Origin of the sequence: Microcoleus sp. CZ3-B2 (assembly GCF_036705055.1) — a bacterium.
Taxonomy (GTDB): domain Bacteria; phylum Cyanobacteriota; class Cyanobacteriia; order Cyanobacteriales; family Microcoleaceae; genus Microcoleus.
The window spans coordinates 1-12,494 of record NZ_JAUBTN010000103.1; the positions used below are offsets into that span (position 1 = coordinate 1).

Here is a 12,494-nt window from a genome sequence, read left to right on the forward strand (position 1 = left end):
ATGAAACAGGAAGTAAGGTTCAAAGTCCAGCTTTGTATAAAGCTGGGTAGCTTTGGGTAAGTCTTATGTAACGGAAACGATATCATTCCGACAAAAGCCCGATCGCACCCCGCACCGCTTCCCCCATCATCGAGCCGCGAACGTTGGCGGGCGCCGTTTTTTCCCACAAAATCAACTGTTCCCGAAAACCAGGGTCTTGCTTGGCCCGCTGCACGATCGCCTGACTAATGACTTTCCTCTGAATCTGAATAGTCGGAATACCTTGCTGCTTCAAATAATCCAACAGCCGCTGTACACTTTCAGAGAATTTATCCGGCGTTTGAGACATCAAAATAAACGAAATTTGACGCACCATTCGCTGGTAGATTTCCTGTTTTCTGACCAACACTTCGTTGTGACTTGGCTCCTGCGGCTCCACACTGTTACTCGCAACAGCCAAATCTAGCAAACCCCAAATTTCTGCCCGCTTGGCTAAAACCTTTTCCAACATATCTGGATAAAGCGCCAAAATGCGATCGCCCAAAATCTTGCCATTCACCAAACGGTTAGCGCTCAGCCGCAGTAAATTTTGTTCTCCAGTAGACTCAAAAAATTGAACATTCAACTGAAGTTGCCAACTCTCCAACTCCACCCGACGCACCGTAAACACCAAAGCCTCCCAATTAGGAAAATCAGCAAAATAGACCTCCACAATAGAACTTTCCTCTTGATTCTGCCGCCCCAATTCCCCAGACTCAAAATCGCGAGCCGCCGGAAAGCGATTTGCCGCAACTTTCGCAGCATAATCAAACTGAGTAAAAACATACCCGCAGTCAACTTTTGACAGATCCACATCTTGAACCTGCCAATTTTGAATGCAGCAACCCGTAAGCTGCGCCCCCTCCAAACTCGTCCGAATCAAACGACACTCAATCAAACAAGCTTCTCTTAAATCCGCCTCACCTAACATCGCATCCATCAAATAAGCGCCACTCAAATCAGCTTTCCGCAAATCAGCACCGCGCAAATTAGCCTCGCTCAAATCCGCCCGCAGCAAATACACTCCTTGCAAGTTAGCTCGCAGCAAAAGCGCCTTCTTAAAACTCGCTTTCAACAAATAAGCACCCGCCAAATTAGCCCGACTCAAATCAGCATTATCGAGTACAGCCTCCGTCAAATCCGCCCCCGCCAGCACAGCTCGGTGCAAGTCAGCGCCCGCCAGATTTGCCGATCGCATTTGAGCACCATTTAAATCAGCTTCAATCAAATTTACACCGCTCAAAATTGCCGATCGCAAATTTGCTTCCACCAAATGCGCTTCCCGCAAATTAGCATCCGTTAAATTAGCACCAACAAGACTGGCGCAGTTGAGATTCGCCTCCATCAACTTCGCCCCCATCAACTGCGCGCCGTCGAGTTTAGCTTTCTCCAAATTAATTTGGTCAGATTTAACTTTTTGAAGATTAGCACCGCCCAAATCCGCTTCAGAAAGCACCGTCCAATTGAGTTCTGCAGCTTCCAAACAAGCAAAGCGCAAATCCGCTTTCGCAACATTTGCCCCGCTCAAATTTGCCCCGCTCAAATTTGCCCCGGACATCACTGCATTGCGGAGATCCGCGCGGCGCAAACAAGCTCCAATTAACTTAGCATTGCTCAAACAAGACCAGCTCAAATTAGCACCGGTCAAGTTAGCACCTGTGAGGTTTATTTCTCGCAGGTTGACACCGCTTAAACTAGCACCGCTGAGGTCAATGTGAGCAAAGTTGCGCTCTCCTTCTTGGTAGCGCAGCAAAAATTCTTGTACTTGCATTCGGAGGGGAAGGGGAAGGGGAATAGGAATGAAACAACTATCTCTAGTCTTGTAAAATAACTGTTATCCCGTTGGCAGCGAGGAATTTATTCCTCTAATTTATTGCGGAAGACATTCCTCATTACAAATTATTTTTAGGTTGCCATTTGGGAATTTATTTTTCTATTTTATTGCAGAATATATGGGAGCATCTCAGTTTTGCAAAAAGCATTTTTTTATGGTAGTGCGAGCGTCCACCCTCGCCTATTATACTCCCCGCTCCCTTATTATACTCGCGACTCGTCTATTATACTCGCTCTTCGGGGACGCTCGCACGCTCAAATGCCAAACTGAGATGATCCCGAATACATTCCTCACTACGAACCATTTTTAAGTTAGTAATTAAGAATTTATTACTCTGAGTATTTGCGGACTCAAGTCCTCTCAAAAAATCATTTTGATTTTGCTAGAACCACGGAATTTATGTGATTACTAATTTGTGCTAATAGGATATTTTTAGAGGAATCGCTGCAATTCTCCCTGCAAATACTTGGCCCATTTAGTTGCTAGAGGAACTTCTGTAAAAGGAACCTGCACGGCCGCAGCATCTTTCAACAAAAACTCTAGGGCGATCGCACTTCCCGAATTCGGTGGCGACTCTAAATCTACCACAGCGCCGTTAACTAACAACCTGAGCGACTGCACATCTTTTAAAGAAAAAGTTTGCAAATTCACAGGCCCGCTGCGAGTAGGTTTCCCCCAAGTCAAACAGTCTTCTTGCTGACCCAGTACAGCATAAATATCGTACTTGGCCTTGGCGAATTGTTCCGCCCAGACGCGATAGGCTTCTAACTTTTGATACTCGTTCCATCCAGCCCAAGCCAGAGCAATAAAAATTGCTAGCAGCGGCAACCACATTAAACCTCTTTCCATGCAATATCCTTGTGAAAAATACTCCCGGTTTTCTTTGCCATCTGCTTTAATGATACAATTTATTGAACTACTCAAACTTGCTTGGCAATTTAAACTAGAAATTACACCCATTTGCGATCGCGCGGGTAGCCACCGCCACCATATACCAAAAGCCCGCCCGCGAGTTTGACCGCAGCCACAACCAAGAAAACTGGCGATCGCGATGAAAATTCGGTTATTGTGGTGAACAAGCCTTCCCTCAACGGACGATCGGCAATGAAAAAAATTTTCTTTCTGTGCTTATTTTTAATCGGGCTTGGCTGGGCAATTTCTAATTTCCCAGGACTTGCTACTCAAGGCACCTACGACTCGATTGTGCTGGATTTCCGCGAAGATATCGGTAATCCTGATATTGCAAAACGAGTAGAAGAACTCGCCCAGCAGTACAAAGTCACACCGCAACTCAACAGTGAGTTTTCTAAAGAGGATAATGTGTATGTTGTCAAGGGCGATCGCACTTTGCTAAACGCCCTGAGAAAATCAAAGTTGGCTAAAGATACCGAATACATTGAACCGAACTACATTTACAGCGCTTACGAGATTCCCAACGACCCCATGTATGCCAAGCAGTGGAATCTCCGCAGCATCAACGTAGAATCGGCTTGGAACGAAACAAAAGGCAGCGGCACAACAGTAGCGGTAATTGATACCGGCATTACTCCCGTCGCCGACTTAAAAGAAACCAAATTTGTACCGGGCTACGACTTTGTAAACGATCGCGCCGAAGCCTACGATGACAACGGCCACGGCACTCACGTCGCAGGTACTGTCGCCCAATCAACTAACAACAACTACGGCGTTGCAGGCATCGCTTACGAAGCAGCTTTAATGCCGCTGAAAGTATTAAGCGGCAGCGGCGGCGGTACAGTTTCCGACATTGCTGAAGCAATTAAATTTGCAGCAGACAACGGCGCAGATGTCATCAACATGAGTTTAGGCGGCGGCGGCGAAAGTCAATTAATGGAAGAAGCCATCGACTACGCCCACTCTAAAGGCGTTGTCATCATCGCCGCCGCCGGCAACTCCGGCGACAGTTCGGCATCCTATCCCGCCCGCTATCCCCACGTCATCGGCGTTTCCGCCCTCGGCCCCAACGAAGAAAAAGCCGATTATTCCAATTTCGGCGCGGGTGTTGACATTTCAGCCCCCGGCGGTTCTGAACTAGGCAAAATTCTCCAAAGTACGATCGACCCAGAAACCGGTGCCGAAATCTTTGAAGGCTACCAAGGTACCAGCATGGCTGCGCCCCACGTTGCCGGCGTTGCAGCCCTGATCAAAGCCTCCGGTGTCACAGAACCAGACCAAATTCGCAGCATACTCTTGCAGTCCTCGCGAAATGTCACAGAAGACCCCTTAAACCATTTTGGTTCGGGACACCTAGACGCAGGCGCAGCAGTTCAGCTAGCCCAGCGCGGACAAATCAACTTCCGCGACTTCTTCCGCTGGCTGCGCGACAACGGCTATCTCAGCCCCCGCTTCTGGATAGACGGCGGTGCAGTCGCCCTGTTGCCGAAAATTGCAATGGTGCTCGGTTCTTACCTGCTGGCTTTCATTATGCGGAATTATTTTCCGTTCCAGTGGACTTGGGGCTTTTCCGGCGGCTTGATGGCTGGAAGTTCTGGGTTCTTTTTCCTCCGCAACTTGTTTGTATTTGACTTGCCGCAGTGGCCGATGAGAATCATGGGCAGTTCTATTCCCGAACTCGGCGGTGCAATTAATGGCAGCAGTATGCTGAATCCTTTGTTTGCTAGTGTTTTGATTCCGGGGATTTTGATTGTTTTGCTGTTGGGACATCAACAGTGGAAGTGGATTGCGATCGCCACTTCGATCGGCTTTGCTAGCTGTTTAGCAGTGAATGCTGTAATCTCTCCTGCAGTTTGGGGATTGGGAACTGGTTTAGTAGCACAAACATTCTTGATTGTCAATGCTTTGTTGTGTTTTGGATTGGCACATTTAGCACTTAAAACAGAGGCGCAGTCAGCATGAGTATTACAGTCAAAGGCAAAATTGAACGCCAAGGATTAGGCCCTGGTACCTGGGCTTTGGTTGGCGAAAATGGAGAAACTTATGAACTTAAGGATGCTCCTTCTGACTTGAAAAAAGATGGTTTGAAAGTTAGTGTCAAAGGTATAGTCCGCAAGGATATCATGACTTTTGCGATGATCGGCCCGGTGCTTGAGGTGCAGTCTTTTGAAGTCTTGTAGCTCGATCGACTAATCCAGCTTTCAAACAAAAAAAACCCCGGCCTTCATTGGCTGGGGTTTATTAATCAGGGTGCATCTACTAATCTAGTCTCCGGTAACACCGCACCTCTTTCAGGACAATTTCATAAAATTGATGATTTCAGAAACCCGGTTTCTTTCAACATTTCTTGTCACAAAGCCCAAAACTCCTAGAAACCGGGTTTCTCGGCCCATACGTCAGCCCTAAAACTGTCGCTAGCTGTCGTTATAGCTAATTTTTGCCAAAAAAACCCCGGCCAAAATTGGTCGGGAGTTAATTAATCAGGGTGCATCTACCAACTAAGCTTTCTGAGAATTTTACCACAATCCGGAAATTAACCTCAAATTTGTTTAGCATCAGCCTTAACACAAAAAAAACCCGGCCAAAATTGGTCGGGAGTTAATTAATCAGGGTGCATCTACTAATCTAGTCTCCGGTAGCACCGTACCTCTTTCGGGACAATTTCGGAAAATTGATGATTTCAGAAACCCGGTTTCTTTCAACATTTCTCGTCACAGAGTCCAAAACTCCTAGAAACCGGGTTTCTCGGCCCCGATGACTCAGCCATCAAACTGTCGCTACCTGTCGTTATCCCTAATTTTTGCCAAAAAAAACCCGGCCAAAATTGGTCGGGGGTTAATTAATCAGGGTGCATCTACTAATCTAATCTCCGGTAACACCGCACCTCTTTCAGGATAATTTGGCAGAATTTGCGAAAATTCGCGGCTCAGCTTGGATACGCAAAAAAAAACCAAACCAAAATTGGTCGGGAGTTAATTAATCAGGGTGCATCTACTAATCTAGTTATCGTTTTTACAGCGATGGTTTATAAAACAGTTTAAAATATACTCAATGAGTTTATTTTGATGAATTGATACCTGATGTTTTTTTTAAATTTATGCGAGTTATCAGCAAAAGAACCCTGAGAGACTTTTGGGAAAAACACCCCAATGCCGAACCCAATTTATTACAATGGTATCAGCGAACGTCCGAGGCAGCATGGAAAAACCTCGCAGAAGTCCGCCAAGTTTTTCTCGCGTGCCGATATCGTAGGAAATTTTACAATTTTTAATATCAGTGGCAACAACTACCGACTCATTACCTTTATCGATTATGAATATCAGCTAATTTTCATCCGTCGCCTACTAACTCATGCCGAATATAACAAGGAGAATTGGAAAAATGACAGTTGGTTTAAAAACTCCTAGCAACTACTATATGGAACTCATCACCACCTTTCCACCGCGCCCGATCGCTAATGATGATGAATTAATCGCCACGCAAACTCGCATCAATGAAATTCTCGATCGATCGAGTATCACCTCCGACGATCGGGATTATTTAAAAGTGTTGGGTACACTGGTCTATGACTATGAAGAAGAACACGAAATTTGGCCTACCTTGAAAGGAATTGCCCTGGTGAAAACATTAATAAATGAAGATAACGTTTCGCCAGAAAAATTGTTAGAAATCTTTGAGAGTGAAGAGATTTTTAACGAAGTTATGATGAGCAAGAGAGAACTAACTGTCAGTCAATTAAAAAAACTCGGAGAGTTATTTCACATCTCGCCATCTGCTTTTGTGGACTAAAACTTTTCTCTAGCCTCACAGCACCTTTTTCAGGGAAAATCTGACTTTTAACCGCGATACACGCAGATTGACCCTGACAGGCGTTGATTTAGTGCTGATTTGTGGTAAAAAGTGCGATCGCAAAAAAAACCCGGCCTTCATTGGTCGGGAGTTAATTAATCAGGGTGCATCTACTAATCTAATCTCCGCTAACACAGCACCTCTTTCAGGACAATTTGGCAGAATTTGCGAAAATTGGCGGCTCAGCTTGGATACCGCAAAAAAAAACCCCAAACCAAAATTGGTCGGGAGTTAATTAATCAGGGTGCATCTACTAATCTAATCTCCGCTAACACAGCACCTCTTTCAGGACAATTTGGCAGAATTTGCGAAAATTGGCGGCTCAGCTTGGATACCGCAAAAAAAAACCCCAAACCAAAATTGGTCGGGAGTTAATTAATCAGGGTGCATCTACTAATCTAATCTCCCACCCGACAGCACCTTTTTCAGGACAATTGCGGAAAATTGATGATTTCAGAAACCCGGTTTCTTTCAACATTTCTTGTCACAGAGTCCAAAACTCCTAGAAACCGGGTTTCTCGGCCCCGATGACTCAGCCATCAAACTGTCGCTACCTGTCGTTATCCCTAACTTTTGCCAAAAAAAACCCGGCCTTCATTGGTCGGGAGTTAATTAATCAGGGTGCATCTACCAATCCACTTTCCTGGGAATTTCATCGCAATCCGGACAGTCGCCACTAAAAACTCAAATTTCTTTGCGGTGAACCAGAGTTGCACTAGCTTGGTCTGTCGGAACTAGCAAGACTTCGCTAATATTGACGTGGGGCGATCGCGTGGCGCAAAAATATACTACATCGGCTACATCATCCGCCGTCAAAGGTGTCAGTCCTTGATAGACATTCTTCGCTTTTTCTGCATCGCCGTGAAACCGGACATTGCTAAATTCTGTTTCCACCAAACCGGGTTCTATTTCCGTCACTCGCACCGCTGTTCCCAAAAGGTCTTGTTTCAACCCATCAGAAATCGCTCTCACCGCTGCTTTGGAAGCACAATAAACACTACCTTTCGGGTAAGCTTGGCGGCCTGCTATTGAGCCGATATTGACTACGTGGCCGCCGCCTCGGCTGACCATTCCCGGTACGATGTAGCGAGTCATGTAAAGCAAGCCTTTCACATTGGTATCAATCATTTCTTCCCAATCTTGAAAGTTGCCTTCGTGCAGTTTGTCTAAACCGCGGCTCAATCCGGCATTGTTAATCAGAATATCGATGTTTTTCCACGCATCGGGAAGCGCAGCGATCGCCGATTCGACTTGCGGGCGATCGCGCACGTCCAATTCTAGCAAGTAAATCTCGTTCATCGACGGGACGGATTTTGTTTCTACAAGTTCCTTTGCCAGTCGATCGAGCTTTTCAACGCGGCGGGCTGCTAAAATTAGTTTAGCTCCACCTTTGGCAAATATCTGGGCACAAGCCGCTCCGATACCGCTACTCGCACCCGTAATGAAAACAATTTGATTTTGGATAGAAATCATTTTTTGGTTATTGGTTATTGGTTATTGGTTATTTGTTATTGGTTATTCGTTGTTGGTTATTCGTTGTTGGTTATTGGTTATTCGTTGTTGGTTATTCGTTGTTGGTTATTGGTTATTGGTTATTGGTTATTCGTTGTTGGTTATTCGTTGTTGGTTATTCGTTGTTGGTTATTGGTTATTTGTTATTAAGCTGTTGCGACAGTTAAATTGAATGTCAAAAAACATCTAAATCTTGTGGGGTGTACCGCCCGCCCTGAACATACAATTTAAATGCGTGACAGCTTAGTTACTCACTTGGGGCTACTAATAACTAATAACATTAATATTCACAGCCAACTGTCAACTGCTAACTGTCAACAGCCAACAGTCAACAGTCAACAATCAACACTCAACAATTCCCATAACACCTATTTTTATTACTTGACAACCCGCAACCGCACGCTAACCGTTGCAATTCCGCCTTGTCTCATCAAAACTGCTGATATCCAGCGATTCTCTGGCGTGGCCGGGGCTTTCCCTACTTTAAAAATACCCCCAGAATTCAGCAACTCCAAGTCGATTTCTGACGGATTAAACAATGTTTTTTCGGTAATCGGTTCATCCAAAACAGTTCCTATTAAAATATCGTCGCCGATTGGTTCTCGAACAATGGCATCAAAATGGTACTCTTCCCCCACTTTCACTTGTTCGGGCCAACTCACTTGAATTGTGGGAGGATTTTTACCAGAAGTCAGCTCAGTTTGTTCTGCTAAAATCTCTTGCTTAACTATTTTTTCACCTTCAAAACGCTGCTGAGAACGGATGGTAGCTTTGAGATTTAAGTCGAGGCCATCTTTTTTCTGAGTGCCGGTAATTGTAGTTACGGTTTCGGCGATAATGGCGCTACCTTCGGTTTTCCAAGATTTGAGATCGGTGCGGTAATTTAAACTCGGATATCGATCCCAGAGTTGGGTGAGGGCTTTTTCCATGATGCGGCTGTTTAAGCCGTCAGAATGGGTGAAATTTTCGCTGTAAAATGCCATGACTGCTTTGACATCGCGTCGGTTGGCTGCTGCGTCAATTTCTGTTAGCAGTTTGGTGAGGGGGGCGGGCGCATTGGCTGGGGTTTGGACGATCGCCCTGGGAGTAGCCCCCATCGGCGCGATCGCCCCTACAGCAGTTGGATGCAGCACGCCAGCACTTACCGCTGTTAAACATAACAACATTTGAGCGATCGACAGCCCGCAGTTAAAGCCAAAAACGATCGGGCGTTGGCGCAGCCCGCCCCTACGGGGGCTGCGCCAACGAAGAGGATCGGCTTTTTCGTCCCGACGGCTGCAAAAATACTGAGATACACTTGGCACTAAATTCAACAAATTACGCATTAGATGATACTTTGGTTATTTGTCAGGGGTCGTGGCGCAGGCAACTGTTCGCCTGCAACGAAAACTGACAACGGAAGGAGGGACACGGCACAATCTAATTTTAGATGGCTGATTGAAAATTGGCTGAAACTGCCGGAACAATAAGCATAATAATCTAAAACCTCTAATCTAAAATCGCTCGACCTGTGGAACTTGTAAAAGAGACAAATACCTTGACAAAAGCCCCCCTGCGGTTGTTGGTTGCAGCTAGCGGTACCGGAGGACATTTATTTCCGGCGATCGCCACCGCCGCCGAGTTGACCGACTGTCACATCGAATGGCTGGGAGTCCCAGACCGCATGGAAACGCAGTTAGTTTCATCGCTTTATCCCCTCCACACGATCGCCGTCGAAGGCTTTCAGCAGCGATTTGGACTCGGTACAGCGCGCATTTTGGGCGGACTTGTCGGCTCGATCCTTAAGGTGCGAAAGTTGCTCAAAGAAGGAAATTTTCAGGGAGTGTTTACTACCGGCGGTTACATCGCAGCACCGGCAATTTTGGCGGCTCGCTCTTTGGGTTTGCCGGTGATTCTCCACGAATCTAATGCAATTCCCGGAAAGGTGACGCGGTGGTTTAGTCCTTTTTGCACTGCTGTGGCGATCGGATTTGCAGCAGCAGCCAAACATTTACCCCGCGCGAAAACCGTGGTTGCTGGTACGCCGGTGCGATCGCAATTCCTCACGCCGCAACCTCTAAAGTTACCAATTCCTGACAGCGTACCTGTAATTTTAGTCATGGGCGGCTCTCAAGGTGCTGTCGCAGTCAATCAATTAGTGCGCGAGTGTGCACCGGCTTGGTTTGATGCAGGTGCTTGGGTAGTTCACCTCACCGGAAATAATGACCCGGATGCTGAGAGTTTGAAGCACGAGCAATATTTGTCAATGCCATTTTACGACAATATGGCGAGTTTGTTGCAGCGAGCAAATATAGCAATTAGTCGATCGGGCGCTAGTGCTCTGACAGAATTAGCTGTTACCGGAGTACCTTCTATTTTAATTCCTTTTCCTTACGCCGCTGACGACCACCAAAGATTTAACGCCGAAGTATTTGCCGCATCAGGAGCCGCCGCAGTATTCCGTCAAAGCGAACTCACAGCAGAAGTATTGCAAAGCAAAGTGTTGTATTTATTAAAAGATTCCGAATATTTGGCCAAAATGTCTCAAGCTGCTGCTCACTTAGCGGTGACAGACAGTACGGAACGTTTGGCAAATTTGGTCAGAGAATTGTTGAGTCGGTAGTAAAAATTTGACATCGCTACTAATTTAACAAGATATTTTTTAATCAGGGTAAAGCGTAAAGTCTCTATCCAGCCAAATAATATAAAGCACAGCCCCATCTCGATAACCAACCATCGGAGCCATCCCGCCAAACCGAAAAGCAATAAAATTTACATCATCCTGAAGATGGCTAGGAATAGCCACTCTCATGGAACTTTTAGCAATCTTCTCATAGCCAGAGCCGTGACGGCCAGAAGCATTAATCTGGCTTCAGGTAAGCTGACTTAACTTGTAGAGAGTATCTGCAAAAGCTGCCTTTTCATCTTTTGTACACTGAGAAAGAAAGTAATCTTTATTCATGTATCGCAAAGAAAATAAAGGCGACTGCTGCTGGGGCCCTAAATCAACAGTTTCCCTAGCTGAAATCTTGGTTCTTGTTTCTTGGCCCTGATTTGCCTTAAACTGCTTCTTGACAATTGAGTTGAGTCTTGAAGTATTCCTGAAGCGATTGATTAGTAATTGTACCGCTATTTTGAGCGGCAAGTTTCCAGGGATATTCTTCTTGCGTCATGTTGCGTAACTTCCATGCAGCAAACTGCCCAAACACGGAGTAAACTTCATCAAGCAGGCTCTTAGTTTTTTCGTCGTAAATCGAAAAGTCTATATCTTCAGGACATGGAATTGCACCAGCACCATATTTTTTATAGTGACGGTATAAATCAGGAACAACCGGGCTGTGAGTCCATGCTTCTATCGCTTCAGGAAATAGGGGTTCATCGTACAAAGCTAAACGAAAGCCTTGAGCATAGTAAAGCAATTTCTGAAGTTTGAGATTAGATATCAGATCGCCAGCATCTTCACTTACCTGAGCCAAAAAGTATTTGGCTGTATCATCACAACTCAGCATAACTTACTTAGTTATCATTAAACGGCTTATTTCCATGATACTAGATGCGATCGCCCTAGGCGACATTCAGCTTCACAAAATCAACCACCGACGCTAAGCCATCCTGAGTCTTCAAGTTAGTAAAAACAAAAGGTTTCTCCCCGCGCATCTTTTTAGCATCCCGTTCCATCACCCCCAAATCTGCACCCACAAAAGGCGCGAGGTCTATCTTATTAATCACTAATAAATCCGATTTAGTAATTCCCGGCCCGCCCTTGCGCGGAATTTTATCGCCCGCAGCCACATCAATTACATAAATTGTCAAATCTACCAACTCCGGGCTAAAAGTCGCCGCCAAATTGTCGCCGCCGCTTTCGACAAAGACTAAATCTAAATCAGTGAATTTGTGTTCTAACTCTTCTATAGCTACCAAATTGATCGAAGCATCTTCGCGAATCGCCGTGTGGGGACAGCCGCCGGTTTCTACGCCCAAAATGCGATCGCTCTCCAAAGCTTGACTCCGAACCAAAAACTGTGCATCTTCCTGAGTATAGATATCATTAGTCACCACAGCAATCTGGTACTGCTGTCGCAGCGCCTTACACAAAGCATCAAGCAAAGCAGTTTTCCCCGAACCAACCGGGCCAGCAATTCCTACACGAAAAGCACTCATAATTATTTTGGTAATTGGGCATTGGGCATGGGCCAAACAGGGCATTGGGCATCGGCCAAACAGGGCATTGGGCATCGGCCAAACAGGGCATTGGCCAAACAGGGCATCGGCCAAACAGGGCATCGGGGATGGGAAGTCGAAAGTTCAAACATTCTTCCCTCTTCCTTCTTCCGACGGACTTACATCCGTTACATCCGTTACATCCGTTACATCCGTTACATCCCGTACA

At 45.8% G+C, this 12,494-nt stretch carries 12 protein-coding genes; 5 read left to right on the top strand and 7 right to left on the bottom strand.

What is annotated here, in order from left to right; all coding sequences use genetic code 11:
- Positions 1–82: 82 nt before the first annotated feature.
- Positions 83–1,789, bottom strand: coding sequence for a pentapeptide repeat-containing protein (locus QUA97_RS26970; RefSeq protein ID WP_333197316.1), 1,707 nt, complete (start codon positions 1,787–1,789; stop codon positions 83–85).
- A gap of 495 nt (positions 1,790–2,284) precedes the next feature.
- Positions 2,285–2,701, bottom strand: coding sequence for a hypothetical protein (locus QUA97_RS26975; RefSeq protein WP_194065903.1), 417 nt, complete (start codon positions 2,699–2,701; stop codon positions 2,285–2,287).
- Positions 2,702–2,956: 255 nt separating this feature from the next.
- On the opposite strand from QUA97_RS26975, the gene QUA97_RS26980 reads away from it, so the two are divergent.
- The 4 genes from QUA97_RS26980 (at position 2,957) to QUA97_RS26995 (ending at position 6,553) form a co-directional block, all read left to right on the top strand.
- Positions 2,957–4,726, top strand: coding sequence for a S8 family peptidase (locus QUA97_RS26980; protein WP_333197331.1), 1,770 nt, complete (start codon positions 2,957–2,959; stop codon positions 4,724–4,726).
- A complete protein-coding gene (locus QUA97_RS26985) occupies positions 4,723–4,944 on the top strand; it encodes a hypothetical protein (protein ID WP_194065902.1) in 222 nt (73 codons plus the stop codon). The genes QUA97_RS26980 and QUA97_RS26985 overlap by 4 nt, the downstream gene beginning before the upstream one ends.
- A gap of 969 nt (positions 4,945–5,913) precedes the next feature.
- Entirely contained in the window at positions 5,914–6,171 is a 258-nt protein-coding gene (locus tag QUA97_RS26990) for a type II toxin-antitoxin system HigB family toxin (protein WP_255515787.1), read from the top strand.
- Positions 6,146–6,553, top strand: coding sequence for a helix-turn-helix domain-containing protein (locus QUA97_RS26995; protein ID WP_194065901.1), 408 nt, complete (start codon positions 6,146–6,148; stop codon positions 6,551–6,553). The genes QUA97_RS26990 and QUA97_RS26995 overlap by 26 nt, the downstream gene beginning before the upstream one ends.
- 744 nt (positions 6,554–7,297) lie before the next feature.
- Here the strand turns inward: QUA97_RS26995 and QUA97_RS27000 are convergent.
- Together QUA97_RS27000 and QUA97_RS27005 are read right to left on the bottom strand one after the other, a co-directional pair.
- On the bottom strand, positions 7,298–8,086 hold the full coding sequence (locus QUA97_RS27000) for an SDR family oxidoreductase (RefSeq protein ID WP_194065900.1): 789 nt from the start codon (positions 8,084–8,086) through the stop codon (positions 7,298–7,300).
- A 416-nt stretch (positions 8,087–8,502) separates the two neighbouring features.
- Positions 8,503–9,450 (bottom strand): nuclear transport factor 2 family protein, encoded by a 948-nt coding sequence (locus tag QUA97_RS27005; protein WP_333197323.1) that lies wholly within the window; start codon positions 9,448–9,450, stop codon positions 8,503–8,505.
- A gap of 185 nt (positions 9,451–9,635) precedes the next feature.
- On the opposite strand from QUA97_RS27005, the gene murG reads away from it, so the two are divergent.
- Positions 9,636–10,727 (top strand): undecaprenyldiphospho-muramoylpentapeptide beta-N-acetylglucosaminyltransferase, encoded by a 1,092-nt coding sequence (gene murG / locus QUA97_RS27010; RefSeq protein ID WP_442922599.1) that lies wholly within the window; start codon positions 9,636–9,638, stop codon positions 10,725–10,727.
- A 39-nt stretch (positions 10,728–10,766) separates the two neighbouring features.
- On the opposite strand, the gene QUA97_RS27015 is transcribed toward murG, so the two are convergent.
- The 3 genes from QUA97_RS27015 to ureG all read right to left on the bottom strand — a co-directional run bounded on the left by QUA97_RS27015 (position 10,767) and on the right by ureG (position 12,265).
- Positions 10,767–10,910 (bottom strand): hypothetical protein, encoded by a 144-nt coding sequence (locus QUA97_RS27015; protein WP_228049719.1) that lies wholly within the window; start codon positions 10,908–10,910, stop codon positions 10,767–10,769.
- A 253-nt stretch (positions 10,911–11,163) separates the two neighbouring features.
- Positions 11,164–11,613: a Panacea domain-containing protein gene (locus tag QUA97_RS27020; protein ID WP_333197326.1), complete on the bottom strand. Its 450-nt coding sequence runs from the start codon at positions 11,611–11,613 to the stop codon at positions 11,164–11,166.
- A gap of 55 nt (positions 11,614–11,668) precedes the next feature.
- The gene (gene ureG / locus QUA97_RS27025; protein ID WP_333197328.1) at positions 11,669–12,265 is read right to left on the bottom strand and encodes an urease accessory protein UreG; all 597 of its coding nucleotides are present in this window, start codon (positions 12,263–12,265) and stop codon (positions 11,669–11,671) included.
- Positions 12,266–12,494: the final 229 nt, after the last annotated feature.